General features: G+C 48.7%; 20 protein-coding genes. 17 read left to right on the plus strand and 3 right to left on the minus strand.

Annotated features, from left to right (window positions below; translation table 11 throughout):
• Window positions 1-38: 38 nt before the first annotated feature.
• Entirely contained in the window at window positions 39-689 is a 651-nt protein-coding gene (gene lptC / locus HMPREF2955_RS06920) for an LPS export ABC transporter periplasmic protein LptC (protein WP_083317651.1), read from the minus strand.
• A gap of 27 nt (window positions 690-716) precedes the next feature.
• A complete protein-coding gene (locus HMPREF2955_RS06925) occupies window positions 717-2012 on the minus strand; it encodes a BamG family beta-barrel-assembly machinery protein (protein ID WP_070722142.1) in 1296 nt (431 codons plus the stop codon).
• A 164-nt stretch (window positions 2013-2176) separates the two neighbouring features.
• Between HMPREF2955_RS06925 and HMPREF2955_RS06930 the strand changes: the two genes are divergently transcribed.
• The 16 genes from HMPREF2955_RS06930 to HMPREF2955_RS07005 all read left to right on the plus strand — a co-directional run bounded on the left by HMPREF2955_RS06930 (window position 2177) and on the right by HMPREF2955_RS07005 (window position 24095).
• Window positions 2177-3379, plus strand: coding sequence for an Lnb N-terminal periplasmic domain-containing protein (locus HMPREF2955_RS06930; protein ID WP_371326382.1), 1203 nt, complete (start codon window positions 2177-2179; stop codon window positions 3377-3379).
• Complete coding sequence (locus HMPREF2955_RS06935; RefSeq protein ID WP_070722147.1) at window positions 3376-4791, plus strand: alkaline phosphatase family protein; 1416 nt, start codon at window positions 3376-3378, stop codon at window positions 4789-4791. The genes HMPREF2955_RS06930 and HMPREF2955_RS06935 overlap by 4 nt, the downstream gene beginning before the upstream one ends.
• A gap of 169 nt (window positions 4792-4960) precedes the next feature.
• On the plus strand, window positions 4961-8284 hold the full coding sequence (secA, locus tag HMPREF2955_RS06940; protein ID WP_070722149.1) for a preprotein translocase subunit SecA: 3324 nt from the start codon (window positions 4961-4963) through the stop codon (window positions 8282-8284).
• Between the two features lie 336 nt (window positions 8285-8620).
• Window positions 8621-9325: an ABC transporter ATP-binding protein gene (locus HMPREF2955_RS06945; protein ID WP_070722151.1), complete on the plus strand. Its 705-nt coding sequence runs from the start codon at window positions 8621-8623 to the stop codon at window positions 9323-9325.
• A gap of 105 nt (window positions 9326-9430) precedes the next feature.
• Window positions 9431-9934: a hypothetical protein gene (locus tag HMPREF2955_RS06950; protein WP_070722154.1), complete on the plus strand. Its 504-nt coding sequence runs from the start codon at window positions 9431-9433 to the stop codon at window positions 9932-9934.
• A 1256-nt stretch (window positions 9935-11190) separates the two neighbouring features.
• On the plus strand, window positions 11191-13779 hold the full coding sequence (gene feoB / locus HMPREF2955_RS06955; protein ID WP_070722155.1) for a ferrous iron transport protein B: 2589 nt from the start codon (window positions 11191-11193) through the stop codon (window positions 13777-13779).
• Between the two features lie 311 nt (window positions 13780-14090).
• Window positions 14091-14441, plus strand: coding sequence for an NADH-quinone oxidoreductase subunit A (locus HMPREF2955_RS06960; protein WP_009230141.1), 351 nt, complete (start codon window positions 14091-14093; stop codon window positions 14439-14441).
• Window positions 14432-15055, plus strand: a complete 624-nt coding sequence (locus HMPREF2955_RS06965) for an NADH-quinone oxidoreductase subunit B (RefSeq protein ID WP_009235973.1) — start codon at window positions 14432-14434, stop codon at window positions 15053-15055. Before HMPREF2955_RS06960 ends, HMPREF2955_RS06965 begins: the two co-directional genes overlap by 10 nt.
• 9 nt (window positions 15056-15064) lie before the next feature.
• Entirely contained in the window at window positions 15065-16633 is a 1569-nt protein-coding gene (locus HMPREF2955_RS06970) for an NADH-quinone oxidoreductase subunit D (protein ID WP_070722157.1), read from the plus strand.
• Window positions 16634-16635: 2 nt separating this feature from the next.
• Entirely contained in the window at window positions 16636-17724 is a 1089-nt protein-coding gene (nuoH, locus tag HMPREF2955_RS06975) for an NADH-quinone oxidoreductase subunit NuoH (protein WP_070722160.1), read from the plus strand.
• Window positions 17725-17734: 10 nt separating this feature from the next.
• Complete coding sequence (locus HMPREF2955_RS06980; RefSeq protein ID WP_070722161.1) at window positions 17735-18265, plus strand: NuoI/complex I 23 kDa subunit family protein; 531 nt, start codon at window positions 17735-17737, stop codon at window positions 18263-18265.
• 17 nt (window positions 18266-18282) lie between these two features.
• Window positions 18283-18804, plus strand: a complete 522-nt coding sequence (locus tag HMPREF2955_RS06985; RefSeq protein WP_070722163.1) for an NADH-quinone oxidoreductase subunit J family protein — start codon at window positions 18283-18285, stop codon at window positions 18802-18804.
• The gene (gene nuoK / locus HMPREF2955_RS06990; RefSeq protein ID WP_009162889.1) at window positions 18801-19109 is read left to right on the plus strand and encodes an NADH-quinone oxidoreductase subunit NuoK; all 309 of its coding nucleotides are present in this window, start codon (window positions 18801-18803) and stop codon (window positions 19107-19109) included. The genes HMPREF2955_RS06985 and nuoK overlap by 4 nt, the downstream gene beginning before the upstream one ends.
• Window positions 19110-19115: 6 nt before the next feature.
• Window positions 19116-21074, plus strand: a complete 1959-nt coding sequence (locus tag HMPREF2955_RS06995; protein ID WP_070722165.1) for an NADH-quinone oxidoreductase subunit 5 family protein — start codon at window positions 19116-19118, stop codon at window positions 21072-21074.
• Window positions 21075-21107: 33 nt separating this feature from the next.
• A complete protein-coding gene (locus HMPREF2955_RS07000) occupies window positions 21108-22613 on the plus strand; it encodes a complex I subunit 4 family protein (protein ID WP_070722166.1) in 1506 nt (501 codons plus the stop codon).
• 12 nt (window positions 22614-22625) lie between these two features.
• The gene (locus tag HMPREF2955_RS07005) at window positions 22626-24095 is read left to right on the plus strand and encodes an NADH-quinone oxidoreductase subunit N (RefSeq protein WP_070722169.1); all 1470 of its coding nucleotides are present in this window, start codon (window positions 22626-22628) and stop codon (window positions 24093-24095) included.
• 468 nt (window positions 24096-24563) lie between these two features.
• On the opposite strand, the gene HMPREF2955_RS07015 is transcribed toward HMPREF2955_RS07005, so the two are convergent.
• A complete protein-coding gene (locus tag HMPREF2955_RS07015; RefSeq protein WP_070722218.1) occupies window positions 24564-25016 on the minus strand; it encodes a cupin domain-containing protein in 453 nt (150 codons plus the stop codon).
• 243 nt (window positions 25017-25259) lie between these two features.
• Here HMPREF2955_RS07015 and HMPREF2955_RS07020 point away from each other — a divergent pair, with 243 nt between their 5' ends.
• Window positions 25260-25628 carry a winged helix-turn-helix transcriptional regulator gene (locus HMPREF2955_RS07020; RefSeq protein ID WP_070722220.1) on the plus strand — a complete coding sequence of 123 codons (369 nt, stop codon included), beginning with the start codon at window positions 25260-25262 and terminating at the stop codon, window positions 25626-25628.
• Window positions 25629-26097: the final 469 nt, after the last annotated feature.

A 26097-nucleotide genomic window follows, 5' to 3' on the forward strand; every position in this document is an offset into this window, starting at 1 on the left:
TGATGTGTTGAGCCGTGTGTTGGCACAAGCTATCGCTACTAACCACCCAACTTGCGCTGGGGCATGGCCGAGGGGCGAATGGTTTCTTTGAGGGTATCGGGCGCTGAACTGAGGCTGTCGTTCTTGCCGGCGATGTCGGTTCGTGCAAACGAACCCTTCGAGTTAGACACGTAATACTTGGTCATACGCTCGTCGCTACGGAAGTAATTGCCCTGCAACTGGCGGTCGGGAGTGATAAGTCGGGAGAACTTATTGGAGTAAAGCTCGTGTCTGTTCTCATCGCGAAACAGCTCTTCACTATAAAAGCGCACGCCGTCTTTGGTCTTTACGCGCACTCTTCCGCGCAGTTCCCATAGGCGTTGTTGGTCGTAATAGTAGGCCGTATCGCACTGAATGTAGAGTTGTACGTGAAAGTTTTCGTCAAACTCTTCCAGAAAAACGCCCTTATCGAAAGTCCAACGCGGTGGATTCTTCACTTGGTTCACCTCGTAACGCTCTGTAACGATGCGGTATTTTACCAGACCTGAGTCTGAAATAAGCGTATTAACGCCATAAGTTACCATCGTCGGCACCGAGTCTTTGGGATTTACCGCAGGTGCGGTATGCTCCACCGCCTGCTCGCAAGCGGTCAATGCCACGATGCAACTCAGCATAAACGCCAAGCCCGAAGTTCTTAACAAGGTGTACATGCGCTGTTTTTCTTTACGATAACGGGGTTATTCCAACTTCCATTTCTTGAACCATAGTTCGTTGAAAGTCAGCCCCACGTTGATGCGGAACACGTTCTCGGTGATGTAGTTCTTGGCCGTTGAATGCACCCATTGTGCGCTAACGTTGAGAAACGAGCGGTTGTTGTACGGGTTGATGATGGGAATGCCAAAGCCAATGCTGGCACTCATCTCCGTTGGACCATCGTTGCCGTACACCTTTATATAAGGAGTGGCGTACGAAACGCCTGCGCGATAGTGTATGCGATTGAAGAAATTGCGGCTAAATGGCGCAGGGCAGAAGTCGCCGCCAAGGGTAAACTTGTGCCTGTCGGTAAGCAAATTGTCGCGCAAGGCAAAGCTAGAAAAGCCCCCGACGATTTCGTAGCTGGGGAATTTAACGCTCGACCACTGTTGTAAAGTGTAGTCTGCGCCCACCTTCCATTTGCCGTTGTGGTCCCACATAAGCCCCACACCGAAGAAGTTCGGCAAGTTTATGTCGAAGTTTCCGCCATAAGAGGTGGTGTCCGACACGTTCGTTTGCGAGTTGGTAAGTATCTCTTGCAATTTGGGTTTGCCGCCAATCTTGTGCGCAGGACTAAACGTTAGGCCCAAAGTGATGTTGTCTTTAGACGACACTTTGGCTGTGTACTGCGCACCGAAGTCTACCTTATAGCTCCGTATGTCCATCGTGTACTGATGCACAAGGTTGTTAACAGAGCCGTCGCTGTAACTGTTGATGAGCCTGCGATCGTAGTCTCCCCACATGTAAGACATGTTAGCACCCAAGGCCAAGCCCTTAATGGGTTCCCAACCAATACCCAAATAAGCTTGGCGCACGCCGCCCGTACCCGTGTAGGTGTTGGTTAATATGGTAGCATCTGGCTGATCTGTCAATGCCTGAGCGGCCGAATACTGATACCCCACGTTTGTGAAAGGTATCAAACCAAAGCTCAATCCCAGCCTACGGGCGGCCTTAAAGCCTGCAACCACATATTCTATATTGGCGTTTTTAGCGTTACGCTTCACGCCTTTCTCCGAGAAATTGGTGAGTTGCAACGATATGCCGGCATCGAAAAGGAATGTAAGCGTATCCAGTCGAGCATAAGATGCGGGGTTTAGGTAGTTCACCTGATTGCCTTCATGGAAACCTAATCCCAGTCCATTCATGCCTCGATTAAATCCGCTGGACTGCTCGGAGAGCACACCTAAGCCGAACTGACTATAAGGAGAATTAGTTCCACTCTGCGCAAAAGCCGCCATACTGACAGTAGACGCTAAGACAATGCCTATTACTTTCTTCATTATGAGTTATATGTTTATTGCGGAGCTGGGGGCTCCATTTATCCGTTTTGAAATGTGGCGAAAAACATACAGACTTGTTATGGTACGCCAAATTAGGGGCAAAATTATCGAAAAAAAACGATATAATCGCATCAAATGTTCAAAAATAAGGTTATTTTTGCATCGTGAAACCAATTATGTTGCTTTTGCGGCACCTTCTTGCCGCTGTTTTGTTATGTGCTTTCCAACTCTCGGCACAGGCTCAAGGCACACTTGAATTAAAGGATATGGACGCCGTGCGCATATCCTTACTCACTTGTCAGCCCCACGAAGAAGTATATAGCATTTACGGACACACGGCCATCAGATATCAGGATGTGGCACGCGGAACAGACTTAGCCGTGAACTATGGGATGTTCTCGTTTCACAAGCCCTACTTCGTGCTGCGTTTCGTGTTCGGACTTACCGACTACGAAATGGGCATCGAGTCGTTCGACGCTTTCTGCGCGCAATACGCCTCGTACGGAAGTGGCGTGTACGAGCAGGTGCTTAACCTCACGCCCGAAGAGAAACTGACCATCGCCAAGGCCATCGACACCAACTACGAACCGCAAAATCGCGTGTACAGGTACAACTACTTCTACGACAATTGTACCACTCGTGCACGCGACATGATTACCAACCACCTGCAAGCTAGCGTAGAATATGGCAACGAAAAAGCGGAGGATGCCACCTCTTATCGCCAGATTGTGCACCAATGCGCCAGTCAAACGCCTTGGATAAGGTTTGGAAACGACATGCTGTTAGGCATTAAGGCCGACCTGCCCATCGACAGGGCGCAACGCCAGTTCTTGCCTGCAAACCTCATGAACGACTTCCAAAGCGCCACGCTAAACAATGGTTCGCCCACCAAACGCAAACTTGTTGTCTCTTCGGGATGGGTTGTTCAGCCAGGCGTTCAAACCTCCTCGTCGTCGTTTCCCCTATCGCCCACGGCCCTCATGCTCATTCTTGCGGCGATAATTCTCGGCACAACAGCCATCGAAAGCAAGCTTAACACGCGTTTCAGATGGTTTGATGGCTTTTGGTTTCTTATCTGCGGACTAATCGGCATCCCATTGTTTGTGATGATTTTCTCGCAACATCCCACCGTCAGCCTCAACCTCCAAATACTCTTTTTCTGCCCTTACACCTTATTATATATATATAGGGCCGTTAAAAAAGGCAAGGAAACGCAGTTCTTGCGCAGCATAAAGATATGGTGCATACTTATTTCGCTCTTCCTCATTGGCGGCTTTTTCCAACACTATGCCGAAGGAGTGAGGTTTTTGGCACTATCTTTGCTCATTAGATACATATATTTAATATATCGACATAAAAGGGCATGAACAAGTACATAACCCTCTTTGCGTTGGCCACGCTTGCCAACATCGAATGCAAGGCACAGCCTAACGTGGCCGTTCCGCGCCTTGTTGTGGGCATTACCGTAGACCAACTGAACAGCGACGACATGGAACAGTTCGCCGCACTTTACGGAAATGGCGGTTTCAAAAAGCTGCTCCGAGAAGGCGTGGTGTACGAAAACGCCCAATACGACTTCGCTCCTATCAACTTGGCATCGGCCACAACAGCCATTGCCACGGGCGCATCGCCTGTAGACAACGGCATAACGGCCGAGCGATGGGTTAGTCGCGAAACACTCCGACCCGTGGGATGCACCTTCGACAAGAAGTTTTTCGTCTCGCCAAACAACGTGAAATCGTCTACCATCGGCGACGAAATGAAGATGGCCAGCAACGGAAACGCATTGGTGTTTTCGGTAGCTGCCAACCAAGATGCGGCCGTATTGCAGGGCGGACACGCTGCCGACGGGGCTTTTTGGATTGACGAGGCCACGAAAACTTGGAAAACATCGGCCTTCTATCCGCGTTCCGCACAAACATGGCTCGACACTTACCTGCGCATGCCGGGGCTAGATGTGGCGAAGAAAAACCCCAACCAAGCCACTTGCCAATTTGCCTTAGACTGCATTAGCGACCATGTTATGGGGCGCGACGCACAGGCCGACTTGCTCTTCGTCACCCTTTCGGCCAGCAATTCCACTGCCGAAAGCAACCCTTTGCTCGCCAGAGAGAACACTTATAGGGAACTTGACAAAACCCTGGCCGACTTAATCCTCAACATCGAGCAAAAGGTGGGCAAAGAAAACGTGCTCTTTGTGCTTACCGCCACGGGGCGTTCGGAAAGCAACATACAACACTACGCCAAGTATAACGTACCCACTGGCACGTTCTACATTAACCGAACGGCCAACCTTCTGAACATGTATCTCAACGCCATATACGGCATTAACCGACTGGTAGACGGCGTTTTGAACAACGAAATATACATCAACAAAACCATCTTAGAGCAAAAGCGCATCAACATCAGCGAGGTTTTGCGCCACGCACGCGAGTTTCTCGTACAGATTTCGGGTGTGAAAGAAGTATATACAGCCGACCAACTACTGATCGACAACGGCGTTTCCTCGAAAGTGCGCAACGCTTTCAACCATGCCGTAAGCGGAGACATCATCGTGAAAGTGGCTCCGGGATGGAAGATTTACAACGAAGAAACCAAGGAAGAGCAATTGCCTGCAACAGCAAGCCTGCCTTTCCCCATCATCATTTACGGGGCAGGCGTGAAACCCAATACCATTTCCACGCCTGTAACCACCAACCGCATTGCGCCCACCATTGCCCGCTTTATCCGCATCAGGGCGCCCAATGCCTGTGTTGTACCGCCGCTCCCACTTAAATAATTCTACGATAAAGGCGGATTGTTGGCTAATTTCTAGCCAAATAAACCAATTTATTTGTAATTTTGCAGACATTTAGGCGCAATGCCAAAAACAACATGTGGCACAGCCCACGATAGGCCTACGCCAATGGTGCAAACTTTCATCACACAACACAGATAATACAACGAAAATGAATTTAAATAAAATCCTACAATCGCTCTTCGGCAATAAGTCGACGCGCGATATGAAACTTATCCAGCCACTTGTTGAAAAGGTAAAGGCCACTTACGACGAAATAAAGGCCCTTAGCAACGACCAGCTGCGCGCCAAAACCAAAGAAATACAGGCGCATGTGCAAAACGCGGCAAAAGAACAAAAGGAAAAAATTGCCGAACTGAAAGCACAGATAGAAGAAACGCCCATCGACGAGCGCGAATCGCTGTTCAATCAGATTGACAAGTTGGAGAAAGAGGCCCTCGAAGTTTACGAAGTGGCCCTCAACGAGGTGATGCCCGTGGCGTTCGGCATTATGCACGACACCGCCAGACGTTTCACCGAGAACGAAGAAATTGTGGTTACGGCTACCGACTTCGACCGCGATTTGGCCGCCACCAAAGACTTCGTGCGCATCGAAGGCGACAATGCCATATACTCTAACCACTGGATTGCAGGCGGAAACGACACCAAGTGGGACATGATTCACTACGATGTGCAAATCTTCGGCGGTATTGCCTTGCACCAAGGAAAGATTGCCGAGATGGCAACGGGTGAAGGAAAAACCCTCGTGGCCACGCTCCCCGTATTCCTAAACGCGCTTACTGGCAACGGCGTACACGTTGTTACAGTGAACGATTACCTTGCCAAACGCGACTCCGAGTGGATGGGTCCGCTCTACGAGTTCAACGGTCTGTCGGTTGATTGCATCGACAAGCATCGCCCCAACTCGCCCGAACGCCGTAAGGCATACATGGCCGATATTACGTTTGGTACAAACAACGAGTTCGGTTTCGACTATCTGCGCGACAACATGTCGAACTCGCCCGAAGACTTGGTGCAAAGGGCACACAACTACGCCATTGTCGACGAGGTCGACTCGGTACTTGTCGACGATGCTCGTACGCCGCTTATCATCGCAGGTCCTATCCCCAAGGGCGACGACCAAATGTTCGAAGAATACCAACCTTTGGTAGAACGCCTTGTAGACGTACAACGCAAGCTGGCCACACAATACCTTGCCGAGGCCAAACAGCTGATAACAGAAGGCCAGGAACAGAACGACCAAAAGAAACTAGACGAGGGTTTCCTCTCGCTCTATCGTTCGTTCAAGTCGCTGCCAAAGAACAAACCGCTCATCAAATATCTCTCCGAAGAGGGCATCAAAGCAGGAATGCTGAAGACCGAAGAGATTTATATGGAGAACAACAACCGCAAAATGCCCGAGGCCGTTGCACCGTTGTACTTCGTTGTTGACGAAAAACAAAACTCGTGCGACCTTACCGACAAGGGTACAGAATGGTTGGCCAAGCAGGTTAACGACTCCGAGCTCTTCGTTTTGCCCGACATCGCTACCCAACTCTCGGCACTTGAAGCCGATAAGACCATGAGCAGTGAGCAAAAGATTGACCTTAAAGACGAACTTCTTAACCACTACGCCATCCAAAGCGAGCGTGTGCACACCCTCCAACAACTCCTCAAAGCCTATACCATGTTCAATAAAGACGACGAATACGTGGTTATCGACGGCGAAGTGAAGATTGTGGACGAGCAAACGGGCCGTATTATGGAAGGAAGACGTTGGAGCGACGGACTGCATCAGGCTGTTGAAGCCAAAGAACACGTCAAAGTTGAGGCCGCTACGCAAACGTTCGCAACCATTACCCTGCAAAACTATTTCCGTATGTACCACAAACTGGCTGGTATGACGGGTACGGCATCTACCGAGGCAGGCGAGTTTTGGGACATATACAAGCTAGACGTGGTGGAAATTCCCACTAACCGCCCCATCGCACGTAACGACATGGACGACCGCGTGTACAAAACGGCCAGAGAAAAATACGCTGCCGTTATCGACGAGATTGAAGACCTGCGCAAGCAAGGTCGCCCTGTGCTCGTTGGTACAACGTCGGTTGAAATATCCGAGTTGCTTAGCAAGATGCTCAACATGCGCAAGATAGACCACGAAGTGCTTAATGCCAAGCAACACCAAAAGGAGGCATCCATCGTGGCAAAGGCCGGACAGTCAACCAACGGACTGGGAGCTGTGACCATTGCCACCAACATGGCAGGTCGTGGTACCGACATTAAGCTGTCGCCCGAAGTGAAAGCAGCAGGCGGTTTGGCCATCATCGGTACCGAAAGGCACGAAAGCCGTCGTGTAGACAGACAGCTGCGCGGACGTGCCGGCCGTCAAGGCGACCCCGGCTCTTCTGTATTCTACGTTTCGCTCGAAGACAAGCTGATGCGCCTTTTCGCATCAGAACGCATCGCAAGCATCATGGACCGCCTTGGATTTAAAGAGGGCGAACGCATCGAAAGCCCAATGATTTCGAAGAGTATTGAGCGTGCACAGAAGAAGGTAGAGGAAAACAACTTCGGTATTCGTAAGCACCTGCTTGAATACGACGACGTGATGAACAAGCAACGTACCGTGATTTACGAGAAACGACGCCACGCCTTGCTGGGCGAACGCATCGGCATGGACATCACCAACATTATTTGGGACCGCGTTATCAACATCATACAAACCAACGATTACGAAGGTTGCAAAGAGGCGTTCATCAAGATATTCGCTATGGAATGCCCCTTCACCGAAGAGGAATTCATCAATACCCCACACGATGTATTGGAAGAAAGAACCTTCCAAATGGCTATGGGAACCTTCAAACGCAAAACCGACCGCCTGCAAGAGGTAACCTACCCCACCATTAAAGAGGTGTACGAAACCCAAGGCGACCGCTTTGAACGCATTGTTGTGCCCATAACCGACGGTAAACGCATCGTACAGATTGTGTGCGACCTGAAAGAGGCTTACGAAACGGAGGCCAAATCGGTGATTAAGCAGTTCGAAAAGAATGTGATGTTGCACATCATCGACGACTGTTGGAAAGAGAACCTGCGACAGCTAGACGAGCTGCGACACAGCGTACAAAACGCATCGTACGAGCAAAAAGACCCACTACTGGTGTTTAAACTCGAAAGTGTGAAACTGTTCGACAACATGGTTAACGAGATGAACGACCGCATAACAAGCTTGCTGATGCGTGCACAACTGCACGTTGAACAGCAAGTGCAAGAGGCGGCGCCCGAAGTACACCACCAACAACAGTACACCGAGAGCAAAGAAGACCTCGACGAGCAGGCGCAAAGATCTGCTAGGCAGCAAGACACGCGCGAGAGTGCTGCACCGCAAAACCGTACGCCCGTGATGAAGGAACACATGCCCAGAAGGAACGACCCATGTCCTTGCGGTAGCGGAAAGAAGTTTAAAGACTGCCACGGAAGGGGCATCGTGTAAGCCACTAACAGGGCTATAGGCAGGTTCTAAAAATTACCTTTGCTGTATTTTTAGCTTTTAGCTCAGCAGGTTTTGCTTACTTCTTGATGGAGCATAGTGAGCTATGCTTTCTGAAAGCGTAAGCGAAAGATGCCAGACAAAAGCAAAAAGACAGTGAAGAGCAATACAACGAACGCCAATTGAACCCTTGCGGGGAATTTATAGAACATGCCTATACAACATCGCAACAACATTTTCCTCCCTACAAAATGCTTTTGTGGGGAGGAAAATACACACCAACAAAGCGGGTTAAGTTGAGCCTATGGCATTGCATAACCCGCCATAAACAAGCACAAGATGCAAGTAAACATCAACAACCTTACAAAAAAATACGGGGATAAAACGGCAGTTTCTATCCCCGTTTTTTCTATGTCAGACAACGAAATTGTAGGACTAGTGGGAAACAACGGCTCTGGAAAAACCACCTTTTTCAGACTTCTTACCGACTTGGTTAAAGCCAACACGGGCGAAGTGAGCCTCAATGGTGTGGACCCAACCCAAAGCGAGTCGTGGAAACAGCACACGGGCGTGTACCTCGACGAGGGCTTTCTCATCGACTATCTCACGCCCGAAGAGTATTTCGACTTCGTTGCAAGCATATCGGGCATAGACAATGAAAGCCTAACACAAACGTTGCAGCAGTTTGAAAACTTTATGGCTGGCGAAATACTTGGCCAAAAGAAACTTATACGCGACCTCTCGGCAGGCAACAAACAAAAGGTGGGCATCATTGCCGCCATGCTTGCACACCCGCAATTTCTTATTCTCGACGAACCCTTTAACTTTCTCGACCCTACAAGCCAAAATGCCTTAAAGGCCATACTTTCTAAGTTTGGACAACGCGAAGGCACAACGATTATCGTGTCGAGCCATAACCTACAACACACCATCGACATTTCCACACGCATCGTTTTACTAGAAAAAGGCCTCATCATCAACGACTTCAAGACTGTTGATACGGCTGCCATACGCGAATTGGAAAACTATTTCGCTGCCCAATAGCCTCTACAAGGATGTTTTTTCCCAAGCATGGCGTGGCTTTAAGCACCTAGATATGCGATAAACGCACCACTATAAGAAAGGACGTGCATAAACACAATTGCGAACATGCAACTAAGAAAAGAGATAGAACCCGACTTCAAAACGGTTGAAAAAAGCTACCCAATAGTCCTTAAAGCAATAATGAGTTATACAGCGTATTGCGATGAAAACGGGGACGAAGACTTGGTGGAGTATAACAAATTGGCCGACTATCTTCATCAGCTTACGGGTAAAGACATGTCGCAGTTTAATCTTCGGGAATGGTGGGAAGAAGAAGGTGCCGAGGTTTTGGCCTTCAGAATTGTGCTGCCCGAACCTCAATGCGTACACAATATCACTATGGACGAACTTTATGAGGTTGTAAAAAGGCTTAAAACCGACATTTACACTCCCTCCGAAGATGGTTCGTTGAAAGAGCTTTTTAAATATCATCTAGACGAGTATTATAAGTTGTTCTTGGAAAGGAACTTTAATACGTACGACCCTAAACTGTTTGAAAGGAATATAAACGATAAAGGCGAATACTTTGAATATACCGAAGCACAGATTGTTCAAATGCTTTGGAGATAGTCGCAACACGATGTGACACTGCTCGCACCCACATTCCCCACTCCACCTATTTCGGTTGCAACCAAAGGCAAGCCATTCTGTAAGTACCTCTTCACAAACTTTTGCTGGCCTAGCGATGCCAACTACAAAGGTGTATAAGTTGGTTAAACTGGTAGTAATTGACACTAATACATCGTGTTTATAAGCCATTGGCACCAGCTGGCGAACCACTAATACGAGTTTACTTGCCCCTAGCTGCACGCAAACAATGTAAAATTTTTGTACTGTTTTTTAACATTATGAGTGCCCTCACCGCAAAAATTCTGGACATTGGGCGAATTTTCGCTTGTATTCTTCAAGTTCTTAACAGTCTGATTTATTGCCAATTATAACAATATTAGGCAAAACAGCCACATTAATGGTCGGCAAGTAGGATATTTATACGGTTTAAGCGTCAACCAAACGCTCATCAAGCTATTTCTCATTTCTTTGTCGCTACCTGCCGTCAAATATACATTCTAAACCATTTTATCTCGGATATAGACCACAAATCAACACCAAAATATGGCAATTTGCAGCATATTGAATTGCGTTTTGGTGCTAAACGCAGTGCGTTTTGGTGCAAAATGCAGCACGTTTTGATGCTAAACGCAATACGCTTTGGTGCATATTGCAGTAGGTTTTGCTGCATATTTACCACATATTAGCGAGAGATATTCATACATTTTCGTGTTATTGAGAATGCAAAATGGGCGATTATTTTCAACAAAGAGAGATGCAATGTTATATGAGATTGCAAAAAATGGTAGAGAAAACGTGCTGGAGCGATGCGCAAAATTGATTATATCGGCGCATTTTATATGTGTTTTCACCTCATTTTCGTCTAGAAGGTGGTGTCACAAAGAGTATGTTTTGTAAAACATTATTACCCATTTAACAAATCATAGTTATACTTACTGTTGTGACAGGTGGGTAAAATTGGCGGATAAATTGGTACATCCATTCTTCTTTAACCCAAATCGCGCATTACACCGTTTGGGGTAAATGCCGTGATATGCCGTGCAACAACTGCACTACTCACATTAACTAGCACAAGAGAAAAGCAAAATACAAGGTAGAAAAATCATTAATAATAGGTAAGGCAAGAGGCAATCACACACCCGCGCAGTACCCACTTCTAGGTATTTTAAAAAAAGATAACGCACCATTTGCCACCCCTCAAACGGAAATGTTATAACTTTGTGTAGGCATAAACACGTAACACAGACAAACAGGAAATGAGATTATCGGAACTAAGAACGGGAGAAAAAGCCGTTGTGGTGAAAGTTTTGGGCCACGGCGGTTTTAGAAAACGCATCGTAGAGATGGGCTTTATTAAGGGTAAAACCGTGGAGGTGTTGCTCAATGCGCCCCTTCAAGACCCCGTGAAGTACAAGATACTTGGTTACGAAATTTCGCTCCGCCGCGACGAGGCACAAATGATTGAAGTGGTTTCGGAAGAAGAGGCCAAGCTTATCGACACGTCCAACGACGAAACGAAAGACACCGAAAACACATTGGCCACGAACACCGAAAGGGACGACATGCCTCATCCAACGGCAACCGACATGCCCGTTAGCGAAGAAAAGATGCAACAAGCGGCACGCCACAAGCGCCGCGTGATAAACGTGGCACTGGTGGGAAACCCCAACTGCGGAAAGACATCGCTCTTCAACTTCGCATCCGGAGCACACGAAAAGGTGGGAAATTATTCGGGCGTAACCGTCGATGCCAAGGAAGGTGTCGCACGTTTCGAGGGCTATGAGTTTCATTTGGTAGACCTGCCGGGCACTTACTCGCTCTCAGCATATAGCCCAGAAGAACTGTACGTGCGCAAACAAATCGTAGAGAAAACGCCCGACGTGGTTATCAACGTGCTAGATGCCAGCAATTTGGAACGCAACCTTTACCTCACCACCCAACTCGTAGACATGAACTTGCGCATGGTGTGCGCCCTAAACATGTACGATGAGTTTGAGAAACGCGGCGATACCATAGACCTGCTGATGCTAGGCAAGCAATTGGGTGTACCCATGATACCCACCGTATTTAAGACAGGGCGGGGCGTGCAGCTGCTTTTCCACATCATCATCAACATGTATGAGGGTATGGACTTTATCGACAAGGACGGCAACATCAACCCCGAAGTGGCCGCCGACCTGCAAAAGTGGCACGAGGAATATAAGAATGACGTGCCCACCGAGCACCAAGAAGACTTTGCCACAACCGATGCCCGACCACACAACAAGGTTTCGAGACACATACACATCAATCATGGCCCAAGGCTAGAACTATGTATCAGTCGGTTGAAACTGCAAATTGAGCAGAACCCGGAGGTAATGCACAAGTTCCATACGCGATACTTGGCCATCAAACTGTTGGAGAACGATGCCGAAACAGAACGCGAAGTGGCCTCGTTAAGCAACGCCAAGGCCATATTGGCCACGCGCGACAAGGAGGCACAAAGCATAAAAACACAACTTAACGAGGACTGCGAAACAGCCATTATGGATGCCAAATACGCCTTTATTCATGGCGTTTTGGCCAAAGCTGGCTACAAGGAGGGTAAAGCCAACGACACCTACAAACTTACCCACAAGCTAGATGCCATCATTACCCATAAGTTTTGGGGGTTCCCCATTTTCTTCTTGCTGCTCTACATCATGTTCCAGGTAACGTTCACCGTGGGTCAATACCCTATGGATTGGATAGACCAAGGCGTAAATTGGTTGGGAGAATGGGTAAAGCAGACCCTGCCCAATGGGCCAGTAAAGGCCATGTTGGCCGAAGGAATTATTGCCGGCGTGGGCGCGGTTATCGTGTTTCTGCCACAAATTCTCATCCTCTACTTCTTCATCTCGTTCATGGAAGACAGCGGCTACATGGCACGCGCTGCCTTTATCATGGACAAGTTGATGCACAAGATGGGGCTGCACGGCAAGTCGTTCATACCCCTTATCATGGGTTTTGGCTGCAATGTGCCTGCGGTAATGGCCACACGCACCATCGAAAGTAGGCGAAGCCGACTGATAACGATGCTTATCCTGCCCATGATGAGCTGTTCGGCGCGCCTGCCCATCTACATCATGATAACGGGAACGTTCTTTGCCTTGAAGTATCGCTCGGCAATTATGATTTCGCTTTACGTTGTGGGCATACTCATGGCCGTGATAATGAGCAAGATTTTCAGTCGTTTCTTGGTGAAAGGCGAAGATACGCCCTTCGTGATGGAGTTGCCGCCGTATCGTTTCCCCACCAAGAAGGCCATCGCCCGACATACCTGGGAGAAAGGCAAACAATACTTGCAAAAGATGGGTGGCATTATTCTCGTGGCCAGCATCATTGTTTGGGCATTGGGATATTTCCCACATAACGACGAGCTTGACAAGCAACAGCAGCAAGAACAAAGCATTATCGGAAGGATGGGTAAGGCCGTCGAACCTGTGTTCCGTGTGCAAGGTTTCGATTGGAAACTAGACGTTAGTTTGCTTGCAGGCGTTGGTGCAAAAGAGATTGTGGCCTCTACGATGGGCGTGCTATATGCCGACGACGACAGTTTTGGTGATGACAACAGTTACAGCGACGACACCGAGAAATACACCCGCTTGCGAAAGCAAATGATAAACGATGGCATTTCGCCCCTATCGGGCTATGCCTACCTCATCTTCGTGTTGCTTTACTTCCCTTGCATAGCCACTGTTGTGGCCATTCGCAACGAAAGCGGCTCGTGGCGTTGGGCCTTGTTCGCCGCCATTTACACAACAGGACTGGCGTGGGTTGTTAGTGCCGCGGTATATCAAGTGGGCAGTTTGATAATGGGAAGTTAGGCACTCGCCCCCTGCCCCACACCTTATTTATATAGGCAACCACAAACCCAAGAAACGCTTTCGGCAAGCACAGAGAGGCAGCCGAAAGCGTTTTTTGCGTGGTACAATAGGCAAAGCTACACCAAAATTGAACAGCCAAAATGAATATAAAACCAAGCAAAACTCACCGCTACCCAATAATGATGACGTTTATACCCACATTTTGCAACATGGGGATTACATTTTTTGGGAAAACATGTAATCATTTTCATATTTATTATTACCTTTGCACCATATTTGGCTGAATACAAACAATTATATAATAACGTTATATGTCTTTTATTTTATTTATTACCGTTCTGATAACGGCTGTCCTTTTGGTTGTGGCGGCATTTGCCATAGCCAAGGCGATAGGGCCTCGGTCGTACAATGCGGTGAAAGGTGAGCCATTCGAGAGTGGTATCCCGACGCGCGGTTCCTCGTGGATTCCCGTGCACATCGGTTATTATCTCTTTGCCATCCTTTTCCTCATGTTCGACGTAGAGACCGTATTCCTCTATCCTTGGGCAGTAGTTGTTAAGCAGTTTGGAGCTTTGGCTCTGGCGAGCATTGGTTTCTTTTTGGTGGTACTTGTATTTGGCCTGGCCTACGCTTGGCGGAAAGGAGCATTGGAATGGAAGTGAAACAACCCCATATCAAGAGTATTCCCTACGCGGAATTTAAAGACAACGACACGCTCGAACAAATCATGAACGAACTACACGAAGGTGGCGTGAACGTTGTTGTTGGTTCGCTAGACCAAGCCATCAACTGGGGACGCAGCAATTCGCTGTGGTCGCTTACCTTCGCAACGAGCTGTTGCGGTATCGAATTCATGTCGGTGGGATGTGCCCGCTACGACTTCGCACGCTTCGGTTTTGAAGTAACACGCAACTCGCCCCGTCAGGCCGACCTCATCATGTGCGCAGGAACCATCACCAACAAGATGGCGCCCGTTATGAAACGCCTTTACGACGAAATGGCCGACCCGAAATACGTTATCGCCGTTGGCGGATGCGCCATCAGCGGCGGGCCTTTCAAGTCGAGCTACCACGTGGTGCGAGGCATCGAAGAGATTGTTCCCGTAGACGTTTTCATTCCCGGATGTCCTCCAAGACCAGAGGCCATTCTCTACGGAATGATGCAGCTGCAACGTAAAGTGAAGGTTGAGAAATTCTTTGGCGGAGCAAACCGCAAGGAAAAGAAACCCATGGTTATCATGGATGTGCCAAAGGATTTCGATAAGGACAAGGAATGAGACGCTATTATGAAACTAAATAACATTGAATTAAACGCGAACGATTTTGCCAACGAGATGGCAAAATTAAGAAATGAAAAACATTTCGACTTCCTCGTCACCATCGTTGGTGAAGACTTCGGAGAGGAAGGTTTCGGGTGTATCTATATTCTGGAGAACACTCAAACCTACGAACGCATCTCGGTTAAAGTCGTTTCAGCCGACCGCGAGAACCCTTACCTACCATCGGTGACTAGCCTTTGGAAGGCCGCCGACCTGCTGGAACGCGAGGTTTACGACTTCTTCGGCATCAAGTTCATCGGACATCCCGACATGCGAAGGCTCTATCTGCGTAGCGATTTCACGGGCTACCCCCTAAGAAAAGACTACGACATGGACCCCGAGAAGAACAAGGCTCACATGTACGACGACCCCGAACCCGACTATACCTTACAATATAGCCTAGATAAAGACGGGAATTTGGTGGAAACACGCCATAAACTGTTTGGAGAAGACGACTACGTGGTGAACATCGGACCGCAGCACCCTGCCACACACGGTGTGTTGCGCCTGCAAACGATACTCGATGGCGAGGTGATTAGGAAGATTTACCCACACTTGGGCTACATTCACCGCGGCGTGGAGAAGATTTCGGAAAGCTATGTCTATCCCCAGACACTGGCATTTACCGACCGTTTGGACTATCTCAGCGCAACAATGAACCGCCATGCACTGGTGGGCGTGATTGAAGAGGCTATGGGCGTGGAGCTTACCGACCGCATTAAATATATCCGTACCATCATGGACGAGCTGCAACGCCTTAACTCGCACCTGCTGTTCTACAGCTGCTGTGCGCAAGACCTTGGCGCTTTGACAGCATTTATATATGGAATGCGCGACCGCGAGCAGGTTATCAACGTGATGGAAGAGACCACTGGTGGCCGACTCATCATGAACTACTATCGCATTGGCGGTTGCCAAGCAGACATCGACCCCAACTTTGTGCAGAACGTAAAGAAACTTTGCGCCTACATCAAGCCGATGTTCAAAGAATATCAAGATGTGTTTACGGGCAACGTTATTCTCGAAAACCGTTTCAAAGGTGTGGGTGTGCTATCTCGTGAGGATGCTATCAGCTATGGTTGTACGGGCGGAACAGGTCGTGCAACGGGCTGGCAGAACGATGTTCGCAAGCACCACAGCTACGGCGTGTACGATAAGGTAGACTTTAAAGAGATTACCTACAACAACGGAGACAGCTACGACCGCTATATGGTGCGCATGAAGGAGATGGAACAGAGCGTTCATATCATGGAAACGCTTATCGACAACATCCCCGAAGGCGACTTCTATATCAAGCAAAAGCCCATCATCAAGGTTCCCGAAGGCCAATGGTACTTCTCATGCGAAGGTTCGCGCGGCGAGATTGGCGTGTTCCTTGACAGCAAAGGCGACAAGAGCCCCTATCGTTTGAAGTTCCGTCCGATGGGTCTTCCTTTGGTTTCGGCCTTAGACACCATGCTACGTGGCGAGAAGATAGCCGACCTTATCGCCGTCGGCGCATCGTTAGATTATGTTATACCCGATATTGACAGATAATTATGTTTGACTTTTCAATCGTTACGACGTGGTTTGACAGTCTGCTGCGAGACACTTGCGGACTGAGCAGCTTTTGGGCCATACTCATCGAATGTGTGCTCGTGGGTGTATTCATACTGGCTGCCTACGCCATATTAGCTATCCTACTTATCTTCATGGAACGCAAGGTGTGTGCGGCTTTCCAATGCCGTCTTGGCCCGATGCGTGTTGGTCCGTGGGGTATTTTCCAAGTTATCGCCGACGTTTTGAAGATGCTTATCAAAGAAATCTTCGCTGTCGACAAGGCCGACAAGCTGCTCTACTCCATCGCTCCCATTCTGGTGCTGATTGGTTCGGTGGGTGCTTTCTCGTTCATGCCGTGGAACAAAGGCGCTACAATCTTGGATTTCAACGTCGGCATCTTCCTGATGACGGCCATTTCGAGTATCGGCGTTATTGGTATATTCATCGCCGGATGGAGTTCCAACAACAAATATAGCGTTATTTCGGCCATGCGTGGTGCGGTGCAGATGATTTCTTACGAGATGTCTTTGGGCCTTTGCCTCATCGCAGCCGTGGTTCTTACGGGCACAATGCAGGTTAGCGGCATCGTGGAAGCACAGAGCGGCCCCTTCGGTTGGCTTATCTTCCAGGGCCATATCCCTGCCATTATCGCCTTCGTGGTGTTCCTCATCACAGGAAATGCCGAAGCAAACCGTGGTCCGTTCGACTTGGCCGAGGCCGAAAGCGAACTTACCGCAGGTTATCACACCGAGTATTCGGGTATGGGTTTCGGTTTCTTCTACTTGGCCGAGTATCTAAACCTCTTCATTGTAGCAGGTGTTGCCTCGATGGTTTTCCTTGGAGGATGGATGCCGATACACATCGGTGTTGAAGGTTTTGATAAGGTGATGGACTATATTCCAGGCATCGTTTGGTTCTTGGGCAAGGCATTCGCCCTGGTTTGGGTGCTCATGTGGATACGTTGGACGTTCCCCCGCCTTCGCATCGACCAGATATTGAAGTTGGAATGGAAATACCTGATGCCCCTGTCCTTGCTCAACCTCGTGTTCATGACTATTGTCGTGGCCTTTGGTTGGTATATTAAATAACGAAAAAGACATGGAAGATAACAAGAAATCATATTTTGGCGGTATACGAGAGGGCATCAAGTCGCTCGTCACGGGCCTACGTGTCACGCTGCGCGAGTACTTTACGCCGAAGGTAACTGAACAATACCCCGAAAACAGAAAGACCACTTTGCACGTGGCAAAGCGTTCGCGTGGCAGGCTCGTTATGAAACGCGATGAGAACGATGTGGTGAAATGTGTGGCCTGCCTGATGTGCGAAAAGGCATGTCCCAATGGAACCATTCGCATCGTTTCGGAAATGGTGACCAACGAGGAGGGCAAGAAGAAACGCCAATTGGTGAAGTACGACTACGACTTGGGCGACTGCATGTTCTGCGAATTGTGCACAAACGCCTGCAACTTCGACGCCATCGAGTTCACCAACGACTTCGAAAATGCCGTATTCAACCGCGACAAGCTTGTCATCGAGCTAGACAAGGAACATTATAAGAGTTCTTTGCCCAACATCATCGACGGCGGTGCGGAAAATGAAATCGGAACTTTCAACACTAAAACAAAATAATAGGAGTAGACATCTTTATGGCAAATATCATCATGTTTTGCATCTTGGCCGTGATAATTATCGGCTCGGCCATCGTATGCGTATTCACAAAGAGAATTATGCGGGCGGCTACTTTCCTGCTGTTCGTGCTCTTTGGCGTCGCAGGTGTTTACTTCCTGTTAGACTATACCTTCTTAGGCACGGCACAAATAGCCATCTACGCCGGCGGATTGACGATGCTTTACATCTTCGCCATCCAGCTGGTATCCAAGCGAACCTTGCAAGGCTTGCAAGAAAGACAACGCGGAAAGACCGTTGTCGCTGGCGCATTGGTGGCCCTTATCGGACTGGTTACCGTGGCATTGGTGTTGCTTAAGAACCAATTTATAGACATGTCGGCCAGCATGGTCGATGCCGAAGTGCCCATGTCGGTTATCGGAGAGAAGCTCGTTGGTGCAGGCAAGTATCAATATGTGCTGCCTTTCGAGTTCATTTCCGTATTTCTCTTGGCATGTATCATCGGCGGAATAATGATTGCAAGAAAGGAGGATAAGAAATGATACCCGTAGAATTGTTATTGGGACTGAGCACTTTGCTCTTCTTCATTGGCTTTTTCGGTTTTGTAACGCGGCGTAACCTCATCGCGATGCTCATCTCCATTGAGCTGGTACTCAACTCGGTTGACATCAACTTTGCCGTATTCAACCGCATACTTTACCCTGGCGAACTCGAAGGTTTCTTCTTTTCCTTGTTCTCCATCGGCATCAACGCCGCCGAAACGGCAGTGGCCATCGCTATCATCCTTAACGTTTACCGCAGGTTCCACAGTGATCAGGTGAACAGTATTGAAAACATGAAACTATAAACGACAATGGAATACAATTTTGTATTTTTGATACTACTTCTGCCTGCGCTATCGTTCCTCGTGCTAGGACTATTAGGCATGAAGATGCCGCATAAGGTGGCAGGTTCCATCGGTACGGCGGTTTTGGGCACAATCTTTTGCCTTTCCATCTATACGGCGTACGAATACTTCATCGGACAAGGCCGTGGAGCGGACGGACTTTACCCCCACGTTACGGCGTTTAACTTCTCGTGGTTGAAGTTTTCCGAACTGCTGACGTTCAACCTAGGTTTCCGTCTCACCCCCATTTCGGTGATGATGCTGGTGGTTATCACCACCGTGAGCCTCATGGTGCACATCTACTCGTTCGGTTACATGCACGGCGAAAAGGGTTTCCAGCGTTATTACGCCTTCCTTTCGCTCTTCACCATGTCGATGTTGGGCCTGGTTGTGGCCACGAACATCTTCCAGATGTACCTATTTTGGGAACTTGTGGGTGTGTCGTCCTATCTTCTCATCGGTTTCTACTACCCCCAAGGGGCTGCCGTTGCCGCATCGAAGAAGGCATTTATCGTAACCCGCTTTGCCGACTTGTTCTTCCTTATCGGCATTTTGATTTACAGTTTCTACGTCGGAACGTTCAACTACGACCTCAACGCCATGCCTTCGCTCCACGAGCAGGTGGCTGGTTCGGCCGTAATGATGCCCGTAGCCCTGTTCTTCATGTTCATCGGCGGTGCTGGTAAGAGCGCGATGTTCCCCTTGCACATTTGGTTGCCCGATGCAATGGAAGGTCCTACGCCCGTATCGGCGCTTATCCATGCCGCAACGATGGTTGTAGCAGGTGTGTTCCTTGTGGCCAGCCTCTTCCCCATCTTCGTAGAGTTCGCCCCCGAACAGTTGCATTGGATAGCCTACATCGCAGCTTTCACGGCCTTCTATGCCGCTGCTGTGGCTTGCGTACAGAGCGACATCAAGCGCGTTTTGGCCTTCTCTACCATCTCGCAGATTGGTTTCATGCTCGTGGCACTTGGCGTTTGTCTGCCCGACCCTGCAACAGGCTCCGTGGCTATGACCGAAGAATACGCCGATGTGCAAGGCCTTGGCTACATGGCAGGCATGTTCCACCTCTTCACTCACGCCATGTTCAAGGCTTGTCTCTTCTTAGGTGCAGGCTGTATCATACATGCCGTACACTCAAACGAGAAAGAATACATGGGCGGACTACGCAAGTACATGCCCATTACGCACTGGACGTTCCTCATTTCCTGTCTCGCCATCGCTGGCATACCGCCTTTCTCAGGCTTCTTCTCGAAAGATGAGATATTAGTAGCTTGTTACAATTTCAGTCCTGTTATGGGCGCAGTGATGAGCGGCATCGCCATGATGACGGCTTTCTACATGTTCCGACTCTACTATGTGATATTCTGGGGCAAGAGCTACTACGAAACGCACATCAACGAAGGAGCGCACAAGCCCCACGAGGCTCCGCTCACGATGACTTTCCCCTTGATATTCCTGTCCATCATCACGGTAACTTGCGGTTTCTTGCCCTTCGGCGAACTCGTTTCAGCCAACGGCATAGGCTTCCATACCCACATCAATTGGGCCGTTGCAGGCACCAGTGTGGCATTGGCCCTTATTGGAATTGCAGCAGCGATGCTGATGTACAAGAAGGCCGAAACGCCTTTCGCCGACAAGTTGGCCAAGACGTTCCCCGCACTTCACCGTGCAGCCTACAAGCGTTTCTATATGGACGAGATTTGGCAATACGTTACCCATCGCATCATCTTCCGCCTTATATCCAAGCCCATCGCGTGGTTCGACCGCCATGTAATCGACGGCACGTTCAACTTCTTAGCTTGGAGTTCCAACGAAGCGGGCGAAAGCATACGTCCCTGGCAAAGCGGCGACGTGCGTCATTACGCCATTTGGTTCCTCTCCGGAGCCGTTGCCCTTACCTTGGTTTTGCTATATATGTTGTAATATGAGGTAACAACCAAATAAAAGAAAAACAAAATGAGTATATTAACATTATTCGTAGTTATCCCCGTGCTGATGTTGCTGGGCCTTTGGCTTTCGCGCAACCTCAATCAAGTGCGCGGTGTGATGGTTGTCGGCTCGTCGTGCTTGTTGGTACTTTCGGTTTGGCTCACCATCGCTTTCCTTCAAATGCGCGATGCAGGCAACACCGATGCCATGTTGTTTCAATACACCGTGGATTGGTTTAAGCCGCTCAACATAGCCTACGCCGTTGGTGTCGACGGCATTTCGGTGGTGATGCTCCTCCTTTCTAGCATCATCGTCTTCACAGGCACATTTGCATCGTGGCAGTTAAAGCCACTAACAAAAGAATATTTCCTTTGGTTCACCCTGCTTAGCATTGGTGTTTACGGTTTCTTCATCTCGGTAGACCTCTTCACCATGTTCATGTTCTACGAGGTGGCACTCATCCCCATGTACCTGCTTATCGGCGTTTGGGGTAGCGGCAAGAAGGAGTATTCGGCCATGAAACTAACCCTCATGCTTATGGGTGGTTCGGCTTTGCTCATCATCGGCATCATCGGCATCTACTTCTTCAGTGGTGCAACCACGATGAACATCCTCGAATTGCAAGCCCTGCACAACATTCCAGAGAGTGTACAAAAGGTGCTTTTCCCCTTCGTTTTCATCGGATTTGGCGTGCTTGGCGCACTCTTCCCCTTCCACACATGGTCGCCCGACGGTCACGCATCGGCTCCAACAGCCGTGTCTATGCTCCATGCGGGAGTACTGATGAAACTTGGAGGCTATGGATGTTTCCGCATTGCCATCGTGCTTTTGCCCGAAGCTGCCCATCAGCTATCATGGATTTTCATCATCCTCACCACCATTTCGGTGGTATATGGTGCCTTCTCGGCCTGCGTGCAAACCGACTTGAAGTACATTAACGCCTACTCTTCGGTGTCGCACTGTGGCTTGGTGCTCTTTGCCCTGCTCATGATGACGCAGACTTCGTGTACGGGAGCCATCTTGCAGATGCTCTCTCACGGACTGATGACGGCCCTTTTCTTTGCCCTTATCGGTATGATTTACGGCCGTACACACACGCGCGACATCCGTCAGCTGGGCGGATTGATGAAGATAATGCCCTTCCTTAGCGTGGGTTATGTCATTGCAGGTTTGGCCAACTTGGGCTTGCCAGGTTTCTCTGGTTTCGTTGCCGAAATGACCATCTTCGTGGGTTCGTTCCAAAACAACGACGTATTCCACCGCACGGCCACCATCATTGCCTGTACCGCAATCGTTATCACGGCGGTCTACATCCTGCGTGTTGTGGGTAAGATACTCTTTGGCAAGGTTGCCGACCCCCACTACGAGCAACTCACCGACGCCACCTGGGACGAACGTTTCGCCGTTGGCTGCCTCATCTTCTGCGTTGCAGGCCTTGGCCTCGCACCGCTTTGGGCAAGCAACATCATCAGCGACACGCTAGGTCCGATTATCGACCACATCCACAACGTAACCGCAATAGCATCACTTTAAACGTTTCGTACAATGAATTTAGATTATAGTCAGTTTTTCCACATGATGCCCGAGGTTACCTTGATGGCCATGTTGGTGATTGTCTTTATCATAGATTTCGCCACAGCTCATAAAGCCCCCATCGTGATAACCGACGATAAGACGGCACCTTCGCCACGTCCTTGGTTCAATCCTTTGGTGTGCGCATTCATGCTGATACATATTCTTCTGAACTGTTGTTCCACCGAACCAGCCACGGCCTTTGGCGGAATGTATGCCACCACGCCCATGATTGGCGTGTTGAAAACCATCCTTGCCTTCGGAACACTCATCGTTTTCATACAGGCACGCACGTGGCTTTCGCGTCCCGACAGCACTTTTAAGGAAGGCGAATTTTATATGCTCATCATTTCAACACTGCTTGGAATGAACATGATGGTAAGTGCCGACCACTTCTTGCTCTTCTTCTTAGGGCTCGAAATGGCATCCGTGCCTATGGCTTGCTTGGTGGCATTCGACAAGTATCGCCACAATTCGGCCGAGGCTGGTGCCAAGTTCATCCTCACCGCAACCTTTTCAAGCGGCGTGATGCTCTATGGCCTCACCTTCATCTATGCCGATGCAGGTTCGCTTTACTTCAACGAAGTGTCTCAACACCTATCGGCCACGCCCATGACGGTTATGGGAATGGTGTTCTTCTTCAGCGGATTGGGCTTTAAAATTTCGCTTGTGCCCTTCCACTTCTGGACAGCCGACACCTACCAAGGTGCGCCAACAACCATCACGGGCTATCTCTCCGTAGTGTCTAAGGGTGCCGCTGCCTTTGCGCTTTGCTCTATCCTGATGCACGTTTTCGGTGTATTGTTAGAACAATGGCAATATCTTCTCGGCATTGTCATTGTGTTGAGTATCACCATTGCCAACCTTTTCGCCATACGCCAAACCGAACTTAAACGTTTCATGGCGTTCAGCTCTATTTCGCAAGCAGGATATATCATGCTGGCCGTGATGGGCGATTCGGGCATGGGCGTAACCGCTCTCACCTATTATATATTGGTGTATGTGGTGGCCAACATGAGTGTTTTCACCATCATCAGTGCCATCGAAGAGCGCAACAACGGCGTAACCGACATGGATGCCTACAACGGACTCTACTCCACCAACCCCAAGTTGGCCTTCCTTATGACGTTGGCCCTCTTCTCGCTTGGTGGCATTCCGCCCTTTGCAGGTATGTTTAGCAAGTTCTTCGTATTTATGGCCGCTCTCGAACAGGGCAGTGCTTGGGCTTATTTAATTGTGTTCATCGCGTTGATTAACACCGTTATCAGCCTTTACTACTACTTGCTCATCGTTAAGGCGATGTATATCAACAAGAGCGAAAACCCCTTGCCAGCCTTCAAAAGCGACTGCAACACGCGCTTGGCCTTAGCCATCTGCACCCTAGGCGTTGCACTCTTCGGTGTTTGCAGCTACGTGTACGACTGGATTTTCGCAGCCTTGTAAACCCTACGAACCATCTTGCCCACGAGGATAGGACACTTATTCTCCTAAGGGCACACAAGTAATAAAGCCCCGAAAGCGTTATGCTTTCGGGGCTTTTTCTCGTTAAACGCGGGCATTACTAGATAATACATGCCCATCCATAACACCTAATGCGCAATGGCACTGCACTTTGTCAGCACTTACTTTGCATCTCGCACCAACCCACAAGTTCTTTAACATAAGGCAATACCGATTGCCCTAATGGCGATAAGCGATATACACCGCTTGACTTCTCAACAAGATGGTCTTCCATCAAAATACGAACGGCAGATGCAACCTGTTGATGCTTCATCCCTACTATACCCCAACAAAGTTGCTCCATTGAACCCGACACGCGCTCTGCTAGAACAAGTATCACCCATAAAGCATCTAATCCGCAAAGCCTTGAAAGGACATTGCGGATTGGACATGTAGGAAATTGCGGATCGATTACCATGTTAGCTTATCGCCAAGTATCACACCATCCCCAGCAGGAGAATCGTTCTCGCCAAAGCTATCGGCCTTGTATTGTATGCAAAGCATCAGCATCTCGCCCTCACCAGTGTTCTTTAAGGCGCGCTTACCCGCTGGCGCAACTCGTACGATGCTACCTTCCGACACGGGGGACACCTCGCCATCAACCTGATACTCGCCCTCGCCTTTAAGGATAAAGTACAGTTCTTCGTGGGTTTTATGCGTATGAAGGAAACCGCTATCCTGACCAGGAACCAGCGTTTGGAACGACACTTCGCTACCTGTTGCCTGCAATGCCTGGCCCACAAACACCTTTCCAGGTATTTCAATGTCGCCCAAAGGCAGTACATAATCCTTCACTTCGCTTAACTTACCGATGTTCACTGCTGTGAAATTCTTACCTTCTGTTGTTGTCTTTACAGTCTTCATAATCTTTATTGTATAATTAATTTTGTGTTTAATCGTCATTGTTCTGACGATGCAAAGGTATTCACAATCAATGGCTCGCACAAGTAGGCACAATAAGGTGAGTCAGTTACCTTGAAGTAAGTAATGCTGAAATATATCGAGTTATGTCTTTAAGTTTTAGCACTGTTTAACAATAAACAAACAAGCATTGCAAAGGATAATAGTTACTTTTGTGCAGTAATGCAACTTAAAAACCCTATTGACATGAACAGAACAGAAGTACGTGACGCGCTTTTCCCTAATTGTCCCGTCCGAAATATACTATCTAGAGTGGGAGATAAGTGGTCGATGTTGGTGCTTTTCACCTTAGAAACAAATGGCAACCTGCGTTTCAAAGAGTTGCAACGCAACATTCCAGACATATCTCAAAAGATGCTCACGGCTACTTTAAAGATGCTCGAAGGCGATGCACTTATTACCCGCGTTGCTTTTCCCGAAGTTCCGCCACGCGTAGAGTACTCGCTATCAGACAAGGGCAAGAGCCTACTTCCACACATTAGTAACCTACTTGCGTGGGCAACCGAACACATGGGTGAGATTATTGAGTCGCGCCAACGTTACCTCTTAAAGTAAAGAAAGCGTTTAAAGGTGAAAGAGGGAAAAGGTGAAAAAGGGAAAAGGTGAAAAAGGGAAAAGGTGAAAAAGGGAAAAGGTGAAAAGGTGAAAAGGTGAAAAGGTGAAAAAATGGATATGCCCATCAACTTATCAACTTGTACACTCATTGAAAACGTCTTGACTTATAATATTCCAATAAATTGAGAGGAGTTTGTTATCTCTGTGATGCCAACACAAGATAAGCACTCGTCCCATATACAAAGTGCAGGGCAAATCAACTCACTGGCGTATAAACTCGTGAAAACCCAACAACTCCCTAACACACCAACTCATCAATTCATCAACTCGACAACTCATCAACTCACCAACTCACAAATTCACCAACTCATAAACTCACCAACTCATAAATTCAAAAACTCATCAACTCACCACCTCATCAACTCATCAACTCACCAACTCACAAATTCACCAACTCATCAACTCACCA

The organism is Prevotella sp. HMSC073D09, from assembly GCF_001814145.1.
Classification (GTDB): domain Bacteria; phylum Bacteroidota; class Bacteroidia; order Bacteroidales; family Bacteroidaceae; genus Prevotella; species Prevotella conceptionensis.